Source organism: Flavobacterium sp. W22_SRS_FP1, from assembly GCF_052113685.1.
Taxonomy (GTDB): Bacteria; Bacteroidota; Bacteroidia; order Flavobacteriales; family Flavobacteriaceae; genus Flavobacterium.
The window spans coordinates 25682-46600 of sequence record NZ_JBGQOE010000007.1; the positions used below are offsets into that span (position 1 = coordinate 25682).

Sequence of the window (20919 nt, forward strand, 5' to 3'; positions counted from 1 at the left end):
GGCTTAGAAATACCACTTAAAAAAAATGGCCTCCATGTTTTGGAAGCCATTTTTTTATGTTCATAAAAGAGTTACTCAGTAAAAGGAACAGCCAATCTCATCTTGTCCCAGCCCATATTTAGCACAATACCGTTGTCAGCTTTGGTGAAAACCATCGAAAAGGCTTCTAGTGATTCGGTTGCTTCAGTTACGGGAACGCTTAGCCTGGCGACATCATTTTCTTGTTTGTAAAAATAGGCTCCCCAAACATTAAGGTCTTTGTTGATAATTACCGTGTATGAATCTTTTTCAGGAATGGTATATAAAGTATAAGTACCTGCCTTAATTTTTGTTTGTCCTAAATTCATATCGGTATATAAAGTAATTTCGGTCGCTTCATTTGCTCCAGTTCTCCATACTTTTCCAACTGGAGCTAGCTCATCAATATTACGACCTTTTAGCATAGGTCTGCTGTAAGTTACTTTTGCAATTTTAGCGGCATCTTTATAATCAGTTGGGAAAGAAGCCATATCCATTGCGCTTTTATCAAGGTCAGGGAATTTTTGGGCATGCAGATTAGCGGATAAAAGAATCGTAAAGGTTAATGCAATTGTTGTAATAATAGATTTTTTCATAGTCTGTTTTAAAATGTTAGAAGGTTAAAATTATTAATTATGTCTGTATAAAGCTAAAAAAATCGTGTTAAAATTGGTTGTAGACTCTAAACAGGGCCTAAATAAAATAAGAGTCTCCAAAATAATAGCATAACTTTGGGCTCATTTATGAGTGGTGAGACAGTTCTAATTTTATTGTTAGCTTATCATTTAACCGTGATTTATATTTAAAAACAAAAACATGACTTTCAAGCAAAAGATATATCAATATTACTTACAACTCGTTCAAGACAAAATTGATGTTTTCAGGGACATGATAGGAGCTCTTACTGAAGATTCAAAAAATGACGCCAAAGGTTCCGCAGGAGATAAACATGAAACGGCTTTGTCGATGATGCATATCGAACAAGAGAAACTCAATACTAAATTGAGAGAGGTGGTAAATCAAAAAGTAATTTTGGACAAAATTGACCCTAGCAAAATAGCTCAAACAATTATCGTGGGGAGCCTGGTAAAAGCTAACGGAATCTATTTGTACATGAGTTTGGCCCTGCCAAAAATCAATATTGAGGGAGTTAATGTTATCGCTTTGTCACCGCAGTCGCCCCTTGGAAATAAGCTAATGGGAAATGTAGTAGGATTTACATTTGAGATTAACGGGACGACCTATTTAGTGGAGAATATCGATTGATTTTATTGGTTCCTGTTAATTCTACAATAACTGCTGTTTTATTCTATTTGATTTGCTGACTTTTTCTTGCTGTAATTACTTCTTTTAATTTTTGCAAACAGAGTTGTTTGTCTCAAACCTTCAAATAATTTATATCAAGAATCTGTAGATATAATTCTGTTATTATTTTGATTGCGATCAGCTATATATCAGTCTTTTTGATTGGTTTAAATAGCTATTATGACCTAACTTTTTTTATAATCGGTTGTAAGTTATAAGTCGTATTCTTGTTTATGATATGACTATTTTTTATGTTGTTTACAACTTGTTTATTAATTTATAGTTTTTTTTTAAAATTTATAAGATTTTTTTTATCATATCTTTAAACCGCCTATTAATCCAACTATGAAATTTTCTTCTGATAATAAAATAATCCTGCTTTTCACCATCGTCATTATTGGGCTTGTTGCTTCGGTAATAATAACTGAAAACAACAAATATGAAATGCAAGAAAGCAATAAATGGGTAGAACATACGCACCAAGTATTTGATAAGTCGAGTCATATAGAATCAAGTATTCAGTACAATCTAATTGCTAATCGTGGCTATAGAATAAGTGGTTACAAGGTTTTTTTAGAGTAGACGCAAATGTCATATAATGAGGTAAAGAAGCAATTAAAAGAACTTGGCCCTTTAGTAAATGACAACAAAAAACAGGTATTGCGTGTCAAATATTTAGAAAAACTGATCGACAATCGAATCACTTTTTTATACAAAGACAATCAACGGGCAGTAGGAAAAGGATTTGATCTTAAGTACAACCTGGATTTTTTGAGGAAGAAGAAAACGTACTTAGATAAAGTAAAAGGAGTTATTGCCGCGATTCAGACAGAGGAAGCTAGTTTGCTCAAGATGCGCCAGGATGTATATTTTAAAAGTAGAGTGGCCTTTTATCGTTCGTTTTATTTAGTGTTGGGCTTTGTGCTAGCATTGATTATTTTGATGTTTTTTATTTTGAGGCGTAATCTGAAGGAGAAGAGAAAAATTAAAGATGCTTTGCTTGCAAAGAATGTTTGGTATAACCAGTTAATGAGTAGTTTGGGTTGGGGAGTTATTTCTGTAGATGTCAATGGTGTTATAACGTTTATTAACCGTGTAGCACAAGAAGTATCGCGATGTGAGGAGGGAAAAAGTTTAGGTAGAGTTATGGAAAATCTATTCGAAATTCACAATGAAGAGACTCAAGCGAAAGTAATGAAACCATTGATAGATGTAATGCGGACAAATGAAATAATTTGGCTTGGCAGTAATACTGTCATAAAACGTAAAGATGGGAGCAAAATATATATTGATGGTAGCGGAGCGCCTATTTATGATGATGATAAAACGATAATTGGTGGTGTGTTTTTCTTCAGGGATATTTCAGAAAACAGGAAAGTACAATTGTCGTTGCTGAATAGCTTAAAAGAGACTAAGGATTATAAATATGCCTTAGACGAATCAGCCATGGTTGCCATTACAGACAATAAGGGAAGTATTACGTATGTCAATGATAATTTTTGTGCCATATCTCAATATAGTCGAGCCGAATTGATGGGACAAGACCATCGGATCGTAAATTCGGGTTATCATCGTAAAGAATTTATGGAAGAAATGTGGGAGACGATTAGTAGCGGAAAAATTTGGAAAGGAGAAGTCAAAAATAGAAAGAAAGACGGTGCTTTATACTGGGTAGATACTACGATAGTTCCATTTCTGAGTGATGAAGGCAAACCCTACCAATATGTTGCTATTCGTTCAGACATTACGGAGCGAAAAAAGGTCGAAGAAGAATTTTCCATCCTTGCCAATAACATGTCACAACAGGCATGGATGTCCGATAAGGATGGTGTTTTCTGGTATAATCAGCGCTGGCTTGATTACTCTGGGACCACACTTGAAGAGGTGAAAGGGCACGGCTGGGTCAAAGTGCTTCATCCGGACCATTTGCAACGATTTTTAGTAAAAAGAAAACAAGGTATGGAGTCAGGTGAAGGATGGGAAGATGTCTGTCCCTTGCGCGGAGCTGACGGCAGTTACCGCTGGTTTCTTTCTCAGGCTGAGCCTGTTTTTGATGATCAAGGCAAAGTGACCCGCTGGTTTGGGACGAATACCGATACAACTATACTCAAAGAAGCAGAAGAAGAATTAGTAGAAAAACAACGAGAACTAGAGTTAAAGATTGAAGAATTATCTAAAAGTAATTCTGAGCTGGACCGTTTTGTTTACAGTGCTTCGCACGATTTGCGTGCTCCGCTAAAATCAATGTTGGGTTTGATAGGAATTGTAAAGAGATGCGAAGAGCCCAACAATGAGGATCAAATCACAAGGCTCGAGATGCTCAATGATAGTGTGATTAGATTAGATAATTTTATTGAAGATATATTGAATTATTCTCGTAATACCCGCATGGGAATAGTCAGCGAAGAAATTAATTTTGGACAGCTTATAGAAGAAATAAGAAACAGTCATAAGTTTATGGAAGGAGCTAATGAAATAAAGCCTTTAGTACAAATAGATCAAAAAGAAAAATTTATTTCAGACAAAAAAAGAATAATTGTGATTTTTAATAATATAATTTCCAATGCCATTAAATACAAAGATACTTCTAAAGAGGAGTCGTTTGTAAGTATTATCGTTGAATGCGATAGTGAAAAGGCAATAATCACTATTGAGGATAATGGCATAGGCATCGCTGAAGAGAAGCAGGAAAAAGTATTTGACATGTTTTATAGAGCCACTAAACTTTCCAACGGCTCTGGTCTTGGAATGTATATTGTTAAAGAGACATTAGAAAAACTAGGTGGATCAATTACTTTAGAATCTGAACTCAAATCAGGAACAAAGTTTAGTATACAAATTCCAAATCAGAACAATTAATTATTTGCAGATATGAAAATGAAAAATATTTTACTTGTTGATGATAGCGAAATGGATAATTATATTTCGGAATTTCTTGTTAAGGAAAGCAATTTGGCTGAGGAAATAAATGTATTTAATTCTCCAATTGAAGCATTAGAGTATTTAGCAGTGCTGCAAAGTAAGCAGGAAGGATTTCCTGATGCTATTTTTCTAGACATTAATATGCCTGATATGGATGGCTTCGGTTTTCTTGATGAATTTTCTAAATTTCCTGAAGAGATTATTAAGAGAACTTCTGTTTTCATGCTTACTTCTTCAAATGATGAGAATGATATTGAGAAGGCATTAAAATATTCGGTTGTGAAAAAATACTTCGTCAAACCATTATCTAAAGCTATTCTCAATGAAATAATTTTAGATAACGAGTCGTCTTCTTGAAGAACTGTTTAATTACTTACCTTACGTTTCTACGCTCATTATGCTTTCATATTTTAATTAAATAATGATAACTGATTGTATATTATAACTAATTTATATTATTCGGTTTTACTATTGTAACATAAGGCCCACTTTTGCATTATCAAATTAAACAAACCAAAAAAAATATATAGTTATGTGCGGAATAGTATGTGCCTTTGACCTAAAACAAAAAGCAGAAGCTTTAAGACCACAAGTGTTAGAAATGTCTAAAATTATCCGTCATCGTGGACCGGACTGGAGCGGAATTTTTAGTAATGAAAAGGCGATTATGTCCCACGAACGATTGGCGATTGTTGATCCGTCTTCGGGTAAACAACCATTATTCAGTGAAGATAAACAACTGATTTTAGCTGCAAACGGTGAAATTTACAACCACAGAGAATTGCGTAAACAATTTGAAGGAAAATATAACTTTCAAACTGAAAGTGACTGTGAGGTTATTTTGGCTCTCTACAAAGAAAAAGGACCTCATTTTATAGACGAAATGAACGGTATCTTTGGATTTGCCATTTATGACGTAGAAAAAGACGAGTATTTTGTTGCCCGCGACCATATGGGGATTATTCCATTATACATTGGTTGGGATCAACATGGGACCTTTTATGTAGCTTCAGAGTTGAAAGCATTAGAAGGATACTGCACGAAAATCCAATTATTTCCTCCGGGACATTATATGACGAGCAAAGACGGGGAATTTGTACAATGGTACAAAAGAGAATGGACAGAATTTGATGCCGTAAAAGACAACGAAACTAGTATTCAGGATATTAAAGTAGCCCTTGAAGCAGCTGTTCACAGACAATTGATGAGTGACGTTCCTTACGGAGTACTACTTTCTGGAGGTTTAGATTCTTCTATTACATCGGCTGTTGCCAAAAAATATGCGCAAAAACGTATTGAGTCAGGTGATACAGTCGATGCTTGGTATCCGCAGTTGCATTCTTTTTCAGTAGGATTGGAAGGTTCTCCTGATTTGGCTGCAGCCCAAAAAGTGGCGGATCACATCGGTACCATTCACCATGAAATTAAGTTCACTATTCAAGAAGGTTTAGATGCAGTTAAAGATGTGATTTATAACCTGGAGACTTATGATGTAACTACCATTAGAGCATCGACTCCAATGTGGTTAATGGCGAGAGTTATTAAGTCAATGGGAATTAAAATGGTATTATCAGGTGAAGGAGCAGATGAACTTTTTGGAGGATATTTGTACTTTCACAAAGCTCCAAATGCAAGAGAATTTCACGAAGAAACCGTTCGTAAATTAAGTAAATTACATATGTACGACTGTCTGCGCGCTAACAAAAGTTTAGCAGCTTGGGGTATCGAAGGACGTGTGCCATTTTTGGATAAAGAATTTATGGATGTGGCCATGAGAGTTAACCCACAAGATAAAATGATCAACAAGGAACATCCAATGGAAAAGTGGGTTGTTCGCAAAGCATTTGAAGACATGTTGCCAGAAAGCATTGCTTGGAGGCAAAAAGAACAGTTTAGCGATGGTGTTGGTTACGGTTGGATAGATAACCTGAAAGAAGTGGTGGCTGTAGAAATTTCTGACGAGCAGTTAGCCAATGCGAAATACAAGTTTCCATTGCAGACTCCAACATCTAAAGAGGAATATTATTATCGTTCTATTTTTGCAGAGCATTTTCCTAGTGATGCAGCCGCCCTATGTGTTCCACAGGAAGCAAGTGTTGCTTGTAGTACGAAAATAGCTTTAGAGTGGGATGAAGCATTCAAAAACATGAATGATCCATCAGGAAGAGCAGTAGCTAATGTCCATGCAGATTCTTATGTAAAAGGATAAAACATTTTGTTTTGTAATTAATGCAATTTAATAATATCAAGGCGCTCTCCATCTCGGAGGCGCCTTTTTTATGTTGGGAAAACAGATAATTGTAAATAATAATTAGGTATTTTCTTAAATAAGTAGGCCTAGCTTCAGTTATGTTGGTCTTCTTTTTTATATTAGCGAATCTAAACACTAAATTATGAAACGCTGCATTTTAATTTTCAGTTTACTAGCACTTACTTCCTGCTTAAAAAAGAATAAGACCACCGTTGACACTATAGTTACAAATGCTACAATTTACACTGTAGATAAAGCATTTGGTACAGCAACAGCAATGGCGCTTAATGGAGGTAAGATTATAGCTTTAGGCAGTGATGATGAAATTACAAACGCCTTTGAATCGAATAATACAATAGAGGCAGAAGGGAAGTTTATTTACCCGGGCTTAATAGATGCGCATTGTCATTTTTATGGTTTTGGATTAAGCCTTCAGGAGGTTGATTTGCGTGGTACAAAAAGTATGGAGGATGTGGTGCAGCGGATTCAAGCTTTTCAAAAAGAAAAAAAATCAAATTTTATTGTTGGAAACGGATGGGACCAGAATGATTGGAAAATAAAAGAATTTCCTTCTAAAGCAATTTTAGATAAATATTTTCCAAACATACCCGTGGTACTAAATAGAGTAGACGGTCATGCTATTGTTGTTAACAGTAAAGCATTGGCGTTAGCAGGAATAACTAAAGACACAAAGGCCGTTGGTGGTCAAATTGAAATTAAAAACGGTGAGCCAACAGGAATTTTAATAGATAACCCAATGGAATTGGTTTTTAAAATAATACCAAAACCAAGCCGAAAAACACAAATAGCAGCTTTATTGGATGCTGAGAAAGTAATGTTTGATTATGGATTGACAACAATAAATGACGCTGGCTTGGATCCGGATATCATTAATTTAATAGATAGTTTACAAAAAGCAAAAGTGATGAAGCTAAATGTTTACGCGATGATCTCTGCCAACAAAAAGAACATTGATTTGTACCTTAAAAAAGGAATTTATAAAACGGATAATTTAGATGTGCGTTCGTTTAAAATGTATGGTGATGGTGCCTTGGGTTCTCGAGGTGCCTGTCTTCATAAATCGTATTCAGATATGCCTAATCAATATGGAGCATTACTGGCTCCTATTGCAGAACTGAGGTCTGTTGCGCAGCAAATAGCAAATTCTGACTTTCAATTGAATTCACATGCTATTGGGGATTCTGCCAATACAGTTTTGTTGAAGATATATAAAGAAGCGTTGACAGGCAAGAAAGATAGAAGGTGGAAAATTGAACATGCGCAAGTTTTACGTGAGCAGGATTTTGATTATTTTAAATCGGGGATAATTCCATCGGTACAGCCTACACATGCGACTTCAGATATGTATTGGGCTGGTGAAAGATTAGGGAAAGACCGTTTGAAAAATTCTTATGCTTATAAAAAATTACTTAAAAAAGCAGGAATTATTGCTTTAGGAACTGATTTTCCTATTGAGGAAGTGAATCCGATGGCGACTTTTCATTCTGCAGTAGCTAGAAAAGACAGTAAAGGATATCCTAAAGGTGGTTTTCAAATGGAAAATGCATTAACCAGAGAAGAAACCTTAAGAGGAATGACAATTTGGGCAGCCTATTCTAATTTCGAAGAAAAAGAAAAAGGAAGTCTTGAAGTTGGTAAATGGGCTGATTTTGTAATTTACGACGAAGATATCATGAAAATAGAGGAAAGTAAAATTCTTCAAATGAAGGCTTATAACACTTATTTAAAAGGGATTAAGGTTAAGTAAAAGACTTTTGTAAAAACTGTTATTTTGCATTTTATTAAGTATTTATTTATTTTGAGGGTTTAAAGTAGACTTTTGTTTTAATTGGTTTGTTTAAGACAGAACACAAATTTGTTTTTATAATATCTGTCGCGTCATTGTATAGCTAAATTAGTAAAAAAGATCCCCCTAAATAACCTTAGGCTCTCAAAAAAAGCTCCGGTTTATCGGCTGGCATTTCGTAAAAATTGCCTTGGGTTGTGGTAGAAAAATAATGTTCGAAATAGATATAGAAATAATGATAAAACATTGATTCATTTGCGGGTAAGGCAAATGAGATTGATGTGAAATTCAATATGCAAATGATTAAAACAATAATAGTTGCGGGGTATTGGTTTCGAATAAAAAAGTGAGCTGCTTTGAGATCGTTTTTTCTCAGCTTAAGCCTTAAAAATGTTAATAACTTAATGCCTTAAAAAGGCGTTTTAATGTTTAAATTACCTAGGTTTTTATATATTTGCGTGTTAGACAAAATTACATTTTTAGAATAAATCATATGAGCGAAGAAATCAAGAAGGACAATTATTCAGCAGATAGTATTCAGGCATTAGAAGGAATGGAGCACGTAAGAATGCGTCCATCAATGTATATTGGAGATGTGGGGGTTCGAGGACTTCATCATTTAGTTTATGAAGTGGTAGATAACTCTATCGATGAGGCAATGGGAGGATATTGCGATACAATCGTAGTTGATATAAATGAAGACGGTTCCATAACAGTTGAAGATAATGGACGTGGTATTCCAGTTGGTATTCATAAAAAAGAAGGGGTTTCAGCGCTTGAAGTTGTAATGACTAAAATTGGTGCTGGAGGTAAATTTGACAAGGATTCCTATAAAGTTTCTGGAGGACTTCACGGTGTTGGGGTTTCGGTGGTAAATGCACTGTCAAATCATCTTAGAGCGACGGTTCACAGTAGTGATGGGAAAGTATACGAGCAAGAATATGAAAAGGGAAAGGCTTTATATCCAGTAAAACAAATTGGTGAAACTACAAAAAGGGGGACTATCGTTACTTTTTATCCTGATTCAAGTATTTTTACACAAACCATTGATTTTTCATATGATACTTTGTCGGCACGTATGCGTGAATTGTCATACTTAAATAAAGGGATTACAATCACTTTTACAGATAAAAGAGAGTTAGATAAAGATGGAAAATTCGTTTCTGAAATTTTTCATTCTGATGAAGGTTTAAAAGAATACATTCGTTACTTAGATGGAAATCGTGAGCCAATTATTGCGCATGTTATTTCGATGGATAATGAAAAAGGAGAGATACCTGTTGAGGTAGCCTTAATCTATAATACAAGTTATACGGAGAATATCTTTTCTTACGTGAATAATATCAATACGCATGAAGGAGGTACGCACTTACAAGGTTTTAGAACTGGTCTAACTAGATCGCTAAAGAAATATGCAGATGCTTCTGGAATGTTAGACAAATTAAAGTTTGATATTTCAGGTGATGATTTCCGTGAAGGTTTAACTGCAATTATTTCCGTAAAAGTCGCTGAGCCACAGTTTGAAGGTCAAACCAAAACTAAACTTGGAAACAGGGAAGTAGTTTCTCCGGTAAGTCAGGCAGTCAGTGAAATGATTGAGAACTATTTGGAAGAAAATCCAAATGACGCTCGTATCATTGTTCAAAAGGTTATTTTAGCTGCACAAGCACGTCACGCCGCCAAAAAAGCACGTGAAATGGTACAGCGTAAAACCGTAATGGGTGGTGGTGGATTGCCAGGGAAGTTGTCTGATTGTTCAGAGCAAGACCCGGCAAAATGTGAGGTGTATCTTGTCGAGGGAGATTCAGCGGGAGGAACGGCAAAACAAGGTCGCGACCGTAATTTTCAAGCGATTTTGCCACTGCGTGGTAAGATTTTGAATGTGGAGAAAGCGATGCACCACAAAGTTTTTGAAAACGAGGAGATTAGAAATATTTTTACTGCACTCGGAGTTACTGTTGGTACAGAAGAGGATAGTAAGGCTTTAAATATTTCTAAACTGCGTTACCATAAAGTAATCATCATGTGTGATGCCGATGTCGATGGTAGTCACATTTCAACTTTAATATTGACATTCTTCTTTAGATTCATGAGAGAACTGATTGAAGAAGGTCACGTATATATAGCCGCTCCGCCTTTATATTTAGTTAAAAAGGGTAATAAAAAAGAATATGCATGGAACGATGCCCAGAGAGATCAGTCTAATGAAAAAATGGGCGGAAGCGCATCTATTCAAAGATATAAAGGTCTAGGGGAAATGAATGCTGAACAATTATGGGAAACTACAATGGACCCTAGTTTTAGAACTTTACGACAAGTAACCATTGACAGTTTGGCAGAAGCTGATAGGGTTTTCTCTATGCTAATGGGGGACGAAGTACCTCCAAGGAGAGATTTCATTGAGAAAAATGCGGTTTATGCTAATATCGATGCCTAATAGAGCGTCTAAAATACTAATATAACTAACCCAAAAAAATACACATATATTATGAAAGTTACTATTGTAGGAGCAGGAAACGTAGGGGCCACATGTGCAGACGCAATTTCTTATCGAGGAATCGCAAGTGAGGTTGTCTTGTTAGACATTAAAGAAGGGTTTGCCGAAGGTAAGGCACTGGATATCATGCAATGTGCTACCAATACAGGGTTCAACACAAAAGTAACAGGTGTTACTAATGATTATTCAAAAACAGCAAATAGTAGTGTTGTGGTAATTACCTCCGGAATTCCAAGAAAACCGGGAATGACTCGGGAAGAATTAATTGGAATCAATGCTGGAATTGTAAAAACTGTTGTTGAAAGCGTGTTGGTTCATTCTCCAAATGCTATTATCGTAGTAGTTTCAAACCCAATGGATACAATGACTTATTTAGCATTAAAATCTACTGGATTACCAAAAAACAGAATAATAGGAATGGGTGGGGCACTTGACAGTTCTCGTTTTAGAACGTACTTGTCCATGACTTTAGATAAACCAGCAAATGATATTTCTGCCATGGTAATAGGTGGGCATGGTGATACCACTATGATTCCTTTAACCCGACTAGCATCTTATAATGGTATTCCAGTATCGCAATTTCTATCAGAAGATGCTTTGGAAAAAGTAGCAGCTGATACGATGGTAGGAGGAGCTACTCTAACAGGGCTTTTAGGAACTTCAGCTTGGTACGCACCAGGAGCTTCAGTTGCTTATTTGGTGGATAGTATTTTGAATGACCAAAGGAAAATGATTGCCTGTTCTGTCTTGGTTGAAGGAGAATATGAGCAAAATGATATATGTATCGGTGTGCCTTGCATTATAGGTAAGAATGGAGTAGAAGAAATTGTTGAGATTGAGTTAAATGAAAAAGAAAAAGCATCGTTTGCTAAGAGTGCTGATGCAGTTAGACAAATGAACGACGCCCTGAAATCAATTTTAGCTTAATTAAAATCTTATGTATTAACGAAGACTGCTCTTTTGCAGTCTTTTTTTTGATATTAATCAATAAATAAATTGGTTAATGTTAACGTTAATTATATATTTGCTCGGTTAAAAAAAAATAATATAGTCGCTAGTTTGTGTTTTTTAGATATAAATCATTGACAAGTAATGTATTATAAGGTTGGTAAAATGAATAAATATAAAATAATTAATTTTTAGTAATAATGCAGAATAAAGGACTTATTAAATTTTTCGCAATAATATTTGCATTGGTGAGTATTTACCAACTTTCTTTCACTTTTGCGTCAAGCAAGATAACAAACGACGCCAAATCTTTTGCTGACGGGAACCCCGAAAAAGAAGCGAGATATTTGGATTCTATTGGTAAAGAGACAGTATTTAACTTAGGATTTGCCGATTTTACTTTCGATGAGGTAAAAGAAAAGCAGATTAATAAAGGTCTTGACTTGGAAGGTGGTATCAATGTGATTTTGCAAATTTCAGTTAAAGACATCTTGAAAGGATTATCTAATAATTCTAAGAATCCGGTTTTCAATAAATCGTTAGCGGATGCTACTGCAAACTTGCAAGGAAACCAGAATTATATTGATGCTTTCTTCGAGGCTTTTGAAGCTAATTCTAAAGGAACCGTTAAATTGGCATCGCCAGATATTTTTGCAAACAGAAGTTTACAAGGTGAAGGTGGAGTTGACTATCAAATGACGGACGCTCAAGTTCAGAAAGTTATCAAAAGAAAAGTTGATGAGTCAGTAGAAAGTGCGTTTGGTGTTTTGAGAAAACGTATTGATAAATTTGGTGTAACGCAGCCTAATATTCAAAAGCTAGGAGAGTCAGGACAAATTCTTGTTGAACTTCCGGGTGCTAAAGATGTAGACAGAATAAAAAAATTATTACAAAGTACTGCTCAATTAGAGTTTTGGGAAACGTATAAAATTGATGAGATGGGTGGCTTTTTAGTAGCTGCAAATGAGTCATTGAAAAAAACAGAAATTAATACGGTAGAAGCTAAGCCAATAGTAAAAGACTCTTTGAGTGCTTTATTAACGGACGGAAAGGACTCTACTGCATCTAAAAAAGGTAATAACCCTTTATTTGACAAAATTATTGCTCAAGGTGGTGGGCCGGTTCTAGGACTTTTCTCACCCAAAGATACTGCTATAGTAAATGGATATCTTAAAAGATCAGATATCAGAGTCTTGTTACCAGCAGAGCAGCGTTATGCTAAATTTGTTTGGGGTAAACTAACTACAATAGAAGATGCTAAATCAAAAGAAATTGAGGCAGTAGAATTATATGCTTTAAAAGGAAATAGAGACGACGTCCCTGCAATGGGTGGCGGAGTCGTTACTGATGCTAAAGATTCATTTGATCAAATGGGTAAGCCTGCTGTTTCTATGCAAATGGATGGACAAGGCGCAAAAGCTTGGGAAGAATTAACAGGAAGAGCTTATATTCAAAAAAGTAATATTGCTATCGTTCTTGATAACATCGTTTATTCTGCTCCCGGAGTTTCAACAGGGCCTATTTCAGGAGGAAGATCGGAAATTTCAGGATCTTTTGACGTAACAGAAACTAAAGATTTAGCTAACGTTTTAAGAGCGGGTAAACTTCCTGCTTCTGCTGATATAATCCAATCTGAAGTGGTAGGACCATCCTTAGGTCAAGAAGCAATTGACAACGGTACAACTTCAGCAATTGTTGGATTGCTTTTAGTTTCGCTTTGGATGATGGTTTATTACGGAAAAGCAGGTTGGTACGCTAATATTGCTTTAGCAATCAACTTATTGTTCTTATTTGGTGTTTTAGCAAGTTTAGGCGCTGTTCTTACATTGCCTGGTATTGCCGGTATTGTACTGACGATGGGTACTGCGGTCGATGCCAATATTATTATATATGAAAGAGCAAAGGAAGAATTGCGTGAAGGTAAGACACTAGAAGAGGCTGTAAAAGCTTCTTATAGTTGGACTGGTGCTATGCGTTCAATCGTAGATGCAAACGTTACACACATACTTACCGGTGCTGTATTGTTTATTTTTGGTTCTGGACCTATAAAAGGTTTTGCTACTACCTTATTAATTGGTATCATAACCTCTTTATTTACCTCTATTTTTATAGCTAGAATTTTTATTGACTGGAGTCTGAAGAAAAATAGTAATTTGTCTTTTGTTACAGGATTCTCTAAAAATTTCTTTACAAACTTTCATTTTGATTTCTTAGGTATCAAGAAATGGACTTATTTATTCTCTGCGGTTGTAGTTATTGTTAGCATTGTATCATTAGCAACTAATAAACTGGATCAAGGTGTTGATTTTGTCGGAGGAAGAACTTTTCAGGTTCGTTTTGAGAAAGCAGTTGAAGCCGAAGTAGTGAAAGCAGAATTGGTTAAAGTATTTGGTAGTGCAGAAGCTAAAATATTTGGAAATGATAATCAGTTAAAGATTACTACAAAATATAAAGTTGAAGAACATGGAATCGAAGCTGACCAAGAAGTAAACAAGTTAATGTTCGAGAGTTTGAAAAATCATTTCGAAGCTGGACTTACGTACAAACAGTTTGTAAATGCTTACGAAGGTAAACAATATGGTATTTTACAAGCCTCAAAAGTGGGACCAACAGTTGCCGAAGACATCAAAACCAATGCTTACTGGGCTGTCCTTGGAGCTATGGCGATTGTGTTTTTATACTTAATGATCAGTTTTAGAAAATGGCAATATAGTTTAGGTGCCATTGCAGCGGTAGCGCACGATGTTATATTTGTTCTAGGAATTTATTCTTTATGCTACAAGTTTATGCCTTTCGGTATGGAGATCGATCAGCATTTTATAGCAGCAATTCTGACCGTTATTGGTTATTCGATGAATGATACTGTGATTGTATTTGATAGAGTTCGTGAATTCTTAGATGGTAAAACAAAAGGAACATTTTCTGAAATCGTTAATAAATCTATTAATTCAACAATGTCCAGAACAATCAATACTTCAGCGACGATGATTCTTGTATTGTTAATCATGTTTATTTTTGGAGGAGAATCGATTAGAGGATTTATATTTGCTATGTTGATAGGTATTGTTGTAGGAACCTACTCTTCATTATTTATTGCTACACCAGTATTGGTGGATACAATTTCTAGAGAAGATAAAAAGCTAATCGAAAAACAACATCAAGAAAGCTAGTCAGTAATCAGTATTTAAAAAAAAAAAGATCCAACGGAAGTTGGGTCTTTTTTTTGCTTTAATTTTATGTTAATCAATTTCAAACGAATCAATTTTAATAGGGGTATTTGCGGCAATTTTCTGTTTTCTTAATTAGCGGTATTATTGTACATGGTTTTCTCTCATAATTTATTCTAGTGTTTGTTAATGTGGTAGGTATTTTATTAAGGGCTGTCGCTTTATTAGAAAAATTGAGTTGTTTTGTATTGAAAGTAGTGGCTATGTCTTTATTAATACTGAGACGTTCGATTTTTAAGGTTTTTGGTTTTGTAAAACTGCTTGCCTTTCTGATTAAGTTAAAAAATTTAATCGATATTTGAGTTTAGTCACAATTTAATTATACAGTTATTGAGTTAATGTAGAGGGATAATTATGGTTTCAATTGGTCAATTTTAGAAATCTGATATAATAGAGTATTTTGGTCAAACCGTGTTCCTGAGACGATGAAGGTTTTGCTGTGAATAATATTAAGATTCATTAAATTGCTGAATATGAACGAATAAATTTGTTAATAATATTACGGTTTTTAATAATTTTTTACTAAAATGTAATAGAATAAGTTGTTTTTTAGTTTTATTAAACTACGTAATTTTATATATTTACTTGTTATTACTTTAATTAGCATTCTATTCTTGATCAAACTTAATAATTACCGATAATGAAAAAGAGGATCAGATCATTAGCTTATATGTCTTTAATTGCCCTTTTATGCCATATTGCAATGTTCTCACACACTAATTGTGGTAGTCCAAATCTAGCGGGTAGGAGTCTTTTAGTGAAGAACGATACTTCTTATCTAAAAGCGAGTAGCATGAAGAATCTTACTAAAAGGAGTGAAGTCGTTGCTCTTCCAGTTCCTACAGTTACTTCGCCATTGTATTTATGTCAAAATACTGCTGCAGTTCCCTTAAGTGCTAACGCTTCCGCAGGTGCTTCTTTAATTTGGTACGGAACGGATCAGTTTGGTGGAGTAGCAAGCTCAACAGCACCTATTCCTTCAACAACTACAGTTGGTCAGATAAAGTATTATGTCAGTCAAGATGACGGCACAGGCGAAAGTCTTAGATCTGAAATTGTTGTTAATGTGGTTGCTGATAACGGAGCTGTTATTCTTAATTTCAGATGTGATCCCACTCAAGCTACAACTAGTACTTCTGCTTATTTTGATTGGTCTAATAATCCGCTTATTTCTAATTCTTATAATTTTTCTTATTCTATTGATGGAGGGCCTACTGTTACGAGTAGCACAGGCGTTTCGCATCAAGAAGTTTTTGGTGTTTCGCCTGGTCAATCTGCTACACTAATATTATCATCAGCCACGCATCCTTGTGTGCCTCCTCAAACATTGACGTGCTCTGTTCCTTGCGGAACTTCCACAATAACGCCAAGTTTTTCAGCGATCGCCCCAATTTGTTCGGGTTCAATTACTCCAATATTGGGTCCAATATCTCCAAATAGTATATCTGGAACTTGGTCACCGGCAATAGTAAGTAATACAGTAAGTGGTAATTATGTTTTTACTCCAGATTCTGTTTTGTTTCCTTGTGCTACTACTCAAACATTAACCGTCACGGTCATTCCATTGGTCACTCCAGCTTTTGCTACGATACCAGCGTCGGTTTGTCAAAATGATACGGCGCCAGTTTTACCGTCTAGCTCTTCGAATATAACACCAATATTAGGAACTTGGAGTCCAACAACAGTGAACACATCAGTTTTGGGATCTGCTAATTATGTTTTTACACCTAACTCAGGACAGTGTGTATCAAGTCCAACTACAACGGTAACTATAACTATTATTCCAGATGCAATACCAAGTTTTGCCGCTGTGCCAGCTATTTGTTCTGGAGCTCCTTTATCAGCTTTACCAACAACATCTACCAATGGTATTACAGGTATCTGGTCTCCTGCTTTAAACAATACCGCCACTACAACTTATAGTTTTACGCCCACTGCAGGACAATGTGCAACCACGACAACATTGACTATTACGGTTACGCCTAATGGTACGCCAACATTTACTGTGGTTCCTTCAATTTGTACTGGTACTGCTTTGTTGCCTTTACCTACAACTTCTATTAATGGCTATACAGGGGTTTGGTCACCAGCACTAGATAATACGAACACAACAACTTATACTTTTACTCCAAATGTGGGTCAATGTGCAGCAAAGGTTACATTGACAATTATAGTTAATCAATTAACGACACCTAATTTTTCTAGTATTCCAATAACTTTATGTGAAAATTCAATAGCTCCAACTTTATCTTTAAGATCCTCGAATGCACCATCGATTACCGGAACTTGGAGTCCTACAATGGTCAACACCTCAGTTGTAGGTACATCAGATTATATTTTTACTCCAGACAGCGGACAATGTGCAGAGTCCTTAACAATCTCCATTAGTGTCAATCCGTCAAATACCTTAGTTGATTTTTCTTGGACTATTACTGAAGCTTTTTCCGAAAATCAAGTGATTACGGTTGCGGCAACAGGAGCTGGAGATTATTTATATAGACTTGACGACGGTCCTTTTCAAGAAAGTCCAATTTTTGAGTATGTATCTCCAGGCAATCATTCAGTGACTGTGGTTGATGTAACGGGCTGTAGTACCCCCATAACCAGAAATAATATTTTAGTTATTGGATTTTCTAAATTTTTCACTCCTAATAATGATGGATACAATGACTTCTGGAATATCTTTACTTTAATTGATAGGCCAGGTTCTAAAATTCAAATATTTGATCGCTATGGTAAGCTTTTAAAGGAAATTTCTCCAAATGGAACTGGGTGGAATGGAACTTATAATGGACAAGCTTTACCCGCAACTGATTATTGGTTTGTGGTTGATTACCCTGAAGATGGAACAATTAAAAAATTCAGATCACACTTTTCATTAAAGAGATAAACAAAATGCTCCCGCTAATGCGAGAGCTTTTTTGTGTTATAGTAAGTTTTGGATTTATATTTTGACTGGCTTTTCGGCTGTAAAAATAAAATAAAGACCAATTAATATAAAAGGAATACTTAACCACTGTCCAGTAGATAGAAGACCAAGTGCACTTTCAAAGCCACCTTGACTTTCTTTAACTGATTCTACAACAATACGTACTGAGAACAATAACACCAGAAAAAGTCCAAACAGTAATCCTGATTTTTGTCTTGCTTCGGTTTTCCAATACAAGAAAAATAAAATTGCGAAGACAAAAATATAACAAAACGCTTCATATAATTGAGCAGGATGTCGCGCTGGTACTTGTGCTAATAAGTTGGAAAACTGAGGGTTGTTTACAATAGCTTGATAAGCCTCGTTCGGGTTCGGTATTTGAGTGGCGTTTACAGCATCATTTGGGCTAAAATAATCACGAACGAATTTTATTCCGAAAACCGAGCTTGTTTCTTTTCCTACTATTTCAGAATTAAAAAAATTACCTAATCGTACGAAGATTGCTCCACTTGCAACGGCTATAACCACGCGATCTAAAATCCATAGTAATGGTCTTTTTAGTATTTTGTTGCTATAATAATACATCGCTATTATTATGGAGATGGCTGCTCCATGACTTGCTAGTCCTTGAAAGCCAGTAAATTCCCAACCGGATAGAAATCCAAATAAAGTACCATTGATATTTTCTCTAATAGGTAAAAATATTTCTAACAAGTGATTACGGAAATATTCCCAGTCATAAAAAAGAACATGTCCCAAACGGGCACCAAGCAATGTAGCAAGTACAGTCCAGATGAATAAAGAGTCTAGTTTTTCGATAGATTCGTTTTCGCGTTCATATATGTTTTTCATTATATACCAACCCAATCCAAAAGCAACTACAAACATAAGGCTGTAGAATCGAATTATAAAAAAGCCTAAATCAATTCCTTCTGATGGGTTCCAAACTATATTTAAAGCGTGTGTCATTATTTGTTATTTGATGTAAAAATACATTTTTTGTTGCGAGTTTCAATAGTAAATTGAAGTTATGCCTTATTTCGTGGAGTAATTAAGAGTAAAAAACAACTACGATTATTTTTGTGGCATCAATGATTGCAGTTCTTTTTGGGTACTGGATCATAACCTGCTTTTCCCCAAGGATTGCAGCTTATTATCCTTTTTAGCCCTAGAAAGCCACCTTGAAATAAACCATGTGTTTTTAGGGAATCGATCATATAGCTAGAGCAAGTAGGTTCAAATCTACAAGCACCCGGCATCAAAGGAGATATGACAAGCTGGTAGAAGCGAACCAACAGTAGAAACGGGAATATGATGATTTTTGATAACATTGTCTCAGTGTTCCTGTTTTAAATATTACTATTTACTCTTTAAATCTTTAATACATCGTCAACGAAAACTTCAAAGCAGAGCGTTTAAAAGCTAAAGGTAGTGCCGTCTTTGCCGTCTTTCAATTGTATTCCAAAAGCTATTAATTGATCTCTAATTTGGTCAGAGAGTGGAAAGTTCTTGTCTGCTCTTGCTTGATTCCTCATACCAATAAGCATATTTACAACGCCTTCTAACTTGTCATTGGAGTTATTTGCTGCTTTTTCATCTTCTAGTCCTAACACATCAAACACAAAAGCATTCATTGCGAGAGAAAAGTTTTCTAAATCAGCTGCATTTAAAGTTTCCTTTCCATCATTTAGTAGGTTTACATAGCGCACGCCTTCAAATAACTGTGCTATTAAAATTGGAGAGTTAAAGTCATCATTCATAGCGTCGTAGCAAGACTGTTTCCAGCTAGCTATGTCAATTGTACTTTTGGAAGCTACAGATAAATGTTTAATGACATCGATTGCTTCCATTAACCTTTTATAGCCTTTTTCGGCAGCAACGATTGCATCGTCCGAAAAATCAAGAATACTTCTGTAATGCGCTTGCAGCATGAAAAACCGTGCTACTGAAGCCGGAAATGCTTTGCTTAATATCGTGTTTTCGCCGGTTAAGATTTCTCTTGGTAAAATGCTATTTCCAGTAGATTTCGCCATTTTTTTACCGTTTAATGTCAACATGTTGGCATGCATCCAATAATTGACAGGCGTTTGTCCGGTGCAGGCTTCGTTCTGTGCAATTTCACATTCGTGATGTGGAAATTTTAAATCCATTCCACCTCCGTGAATATCAAAATGATTGCCCAAGTATTTTGTGCTCATCGCAGTACATTCTAAATGCCATCCGGGGAAACCTTCGCTCCAAGGAGAAGGCCAACGCATAATATGTTGGGGCTCTGCTTTTTTCCAAAGAGCAAAATCTTGTGGGTTTCTTTTGTCAGATTGTCCATCGAGATCACGGGTATTGGCAAGCATATCTTCTATATTTCGACCGCTTAACCTGCCATAATGGTTAGTTTTGTTAAATTTAACTACATCAAAGTAGATAGAGCCATTTGCTTCATAACCTATTCCACTGTCAATTATTTTTTTTATTATTTCAATTTGCTCAATAATATGTCCTGTAGCCGTAGGTTCAATACTTGGAGGTAAAAAATTAAAAGATTTCAGTATTTCGTGAAAATCAACCGTGTACCTTTGTACAACTTCCATAGGTTCAAGCTGTTCTAAACGTGCTTTTTTGGCAATTTTGTCCTCACCGTCATCTGCATCGTCCACAATATGTCCCACATCAGTTATATTCCTTACATAACGCACTTTATATTCTAGGTGCAGTAGATATCTAAAAATAACATCAAAAGACATAAATGTTCTAACATTTCCAAGGTGTACATTGCTGTAAACGGTAGGTCCGCACACATACATACCAATATTACCTTCAAGTATAGGTTTAAATGTTTCTTTTTCTCCTGAAAGAGAGTTGTATATTTTTAGTGTCTGAGTATTATATAGAGGCATTTATTTTTTTTTAGGAGCTAGTTCCTGCTTTGCGCTTCAATCTTTTTGTTTTTAAATAAAAAAACAAAAAGGATTTTCACTTCAATCAGGGCTATGAGATTGTATTTTAACAAAATAAGCT

Annotated in this window: 14 protein-coding genes; 10 read left to right on the forward strand and 4 right to left on the reverse strand. The window is 35.4% G+C overall.

Features of this window, described 5'->3' with window-relative positions; genetic code table 11:
* Nucleotides 1–71 precede the first annotated feature (71 nt).
* Nucleotides 72–614 (reverse strand): DUF2911 domain-containing protein, encoded by a 543-nt coding sequence (locus ACEN2H_RS05870; protein ID WP_441731330.1) that lies wholly within the window; start codon nt 612–614, stop codon nt 72–74.
* A gap of 220 nt (nt 615–834) precedes the next feature.
* Here ACEN2H_RS05870 and ACEN2H_RS05875 point away from each other — a divergent pair, with 220 nt between their 5' ends.
* From ACEN2H_RS05875 to ACEN2H_RS05920, 10 genes are all read left to right on the forward strand, one after another.
* Nucleotides 835–1284, forward strand: a complete 450-nt coding sequence (locus tag ACEN2H_RS05875) for a hypothetical protein (protein WP_441731332.1) — start codon at nt 835–837, stop codon at nt 1282–1284.
* Between the two features lie 384 nt (nt 1285–1668).
* The gene (locus tag ACEN2H_RS05880; RefSeq protein ID WP_441731334.1) at nt 1669–1905 is read left to right on the forward strand and encodes a CHASE3 domain-containing protein; all 237 of its coding nucleotides are present in this window, start codon (nt 1669–1671) and stop codon (nt 1903–1905) included.
* A gap of 6 nt (nt 1906–1911) precedes the next feature.
* Nucleotides 1912–4182: a PAS domain S-box protein gene (locus tag ACEN2H_RS05885; RefSeq protein WP_441731336.1), complete on the forward strand. Its 2271-nt coding sequence runs from the start codon at nt 1912–1914 to the stop codon at nt 4180–4182.
* Between the two features lie 18 nt (nt 4183–4200).
* On the forward strand, nt 4201–4602 hold the full coding sequence (locus tag ACEN2H_RS05890) for a response regulator (protein WP_441731338.1): 402 nt from the start codon (nt 4201–4203) through the stop codon (nt 4600–4602).
* A gap of 175 nt (nt 4603–4777) precedes the next feature.
* Nucleotides 4778–6454, forward strand: coding sequence for an asparagine synthase B (asnB, locus tag ACEN2H_RS05895; protein WP_441731340.1), 1677 nt, complete (start codon nt 4778–4780; stop codon nt 6452–6454).
* 184 nt (nt 6455–6638) lie between these two features.
* Entirely contained in the window at nt 6639–8264 is a 1626-nt protein-coding gene (locus ACEN2H_RS05900) for an amidohydrolase (protein WP_441731342.1), read from the forward strand.
* A gap of 532 nt (nt 8265–8796) precedes the next feature.
* Nucleotides 8797–10740, forward strand: coding sequence for a DNA topoisomerase (ATP-hydrolyzing) subunit B (gene gyrB, locus ACEN2H_RS05905; protein WP_441731344.1), 1944 nt, complete (start codon nt 8797–8799; stop codon nt 10738–10740).
* A 51-nt stretch (nt 10741–10791) separates the two neighbouring features.
* Nucleotides 10792–11727: a malate dehydrogenase gene (gene mdh / locus ACEN2H_RS05910; protein ID WP_441731346.1), complete on the forward strand. Its 936-nt coding sequence runs from the start codon at nt 10792–10794 to the stop codon at nt 11725–11727.
* A 221-nt stretch (nt 11728–11948) separates the two neighbouring features.
* The gene (secDF, locus tag ACEN2H_RS05915) at nt 11949–14918 is read left to right on the forward strand and encodes a protein translocase subunit SecDF (protein WP_441731348.1); all 2970 of its coding nucleotides are present in this window, start codon (nt 11949–11951) and stop codon (nt 14916–14918) included.
* A 697-nt stretch (nt 14919–15615) separates the two neighbouring features.
* Nucleotides 15616–17865 carry a T9SS type B sorting domain-containing protein gene (locus ACEN2H_RS05920; protein WP_441731350.1) on the forward strand — a complete coding sequence of 750 codons (2250 nt, stop codon included), beginning with the start codon at nt 15616–15618 and terminating at the stop codon, nt 17863–17865.
* Nucleotides 17866–17919: 54 nt separating this feature from the next.
* Here the strand turns inward: ACEN2H_RS05920 and lgt are convergent, their stop codons facing one another.
* The 3 genes from lgt to cysS all read right to left on the reverse strand — a co-directional run bounded on the left by lgt (nt 17920) and on the right by cysS (nt 20798).
* A complete protein-coding gene (lgt, locus tag ACEN2H_RS05925) occupies nt 17920–18873 on the reverse strand; it encodes a prolipoprotein diacylglyceryl transferase (protein ID WP_441731352.1) in 954 nt (317 codons plus the stop codon).
* Between the two features lie 119 nt (nt 18874–18992).
* Nucleotides 18993–19235, reverse strand: coding sequence for a membrane protein insertion efficiency factor YidD (gene yidD / locus ACEN2H_RS05930; RefSeq protein ID WP_441731354.1), 243 nt, complete (start codon nt 19233–19235; stop codon nt 18993–18995).
* 84 nt (nt 19236–19319) lie between these two features.
* Nucleotides 19320–20798 carry a cysteine--tRNA ligase gene (gene cysS / locus ACEN2H_RS05935; protein ID WP_441731356.1) on the reverse strand — a complete coding sequence of 493 codons (1479 nt, stop codon included), beginning with the start codon at nt 20796–20798 and terminating at the stop codon, nt 19320–19322.
* Between the last annotated feature and the right edge of the window lie 121 nt (nt 20799–20919).

Bases quoted from the DNA above. Each gene is read 5' to 3' on its own strand.
- ACEN2H_RS05870 (WP_441731330.1), bottom strand. From the start codon at position 614: ATGAAAAAATCTATTATTACAACAATTGCATTAACCTTTACGATTCTT.
- ACEN2H_RS05875 (WP_441731332.1), top strand. From the start codon at position 835: ATGACTTTCAAGCAAAAGATATATCAATATTACTTACAACTCGTTCAA.
- ACEN2H_RS05880 (WP_441731334.1), top strand. From the start codon at position 1,669: ATGAAATTTTCTTCTGATAATAAAATAATCCTGCTTTTCACCATCGTC.
- ACEN2H_RS05885 (WP_441731336.1), top strand. From the start codon at position 1,912: ATGTCATATAATGAGGTAAAGAAGCAATTAAAAGAACTTGGCCCTTTA.
- ACEN2H_RS05890 (WP_441731338.1), top strand. From the start codon at position 4,201: ATGAAAAATATTTTACTTGTTGATGATAGCGAAATGGATAATTATATT.
- asnB (WP_441731340.1), top strand. From the start codon at position 4,778: ATGTGCGGAATAGTATGTGCCTTTGACCTAAAACAAAAAGCAGAAGCT.
- ACEN2H_RS05900 (WP_441731342.1), top strand. From the start codon at position 6,639: ATGAAACGCTGCATTTTAATTTTCAGTTTACTAGCACTTACTTCCTGC.
- gyrB (WP_441731344.1), top strand. From the start codon at position 8,797: ATGAGCGAAGAAATCAAGAAGGACAATTATTCAGCAGATAGTATTCAG.
- mdh (WP_441731346.1), top strand. From the start codon at position 10,792: ATGAAAGTTACTATTGTAGGAGCAGGAAACGTAGGGGCCACATGTGCA.
- secDF (WP_441731348.1), top strand. From the start codon at position 11,949: ATGCAGAATAAAGGACTTATTAAATTTTTCGCAATAATATTTGCATTG.
- ACEN2H_RS05920 (WP_441731350.1), top strand. From the start codon at position 15,616: ATGAAAAAGAGGATCAGATCATTAGCTTATATGTCTTTAATTGCCCTT.
- lgt (WP_441731352.1), bottom strand. From the start codon at position 18,873: ATGACACACGCTTTAAATATAGTTTGGAACCCATCAGAAGGAATTGAT.
- yidD (WP_441731354.1), bottom strand. From the start codon at position 19,235: ATGTTATCAAAAATCATCATATTCCCGTTTCTACTGTTGGTTCGCTTC.
- cysS (WP_441731356.1), bottom strand. From the start codon at position 20,798: ATGCCTCTATATAATACTCAGACACTAAAAATATACAACTCTCTTTCA.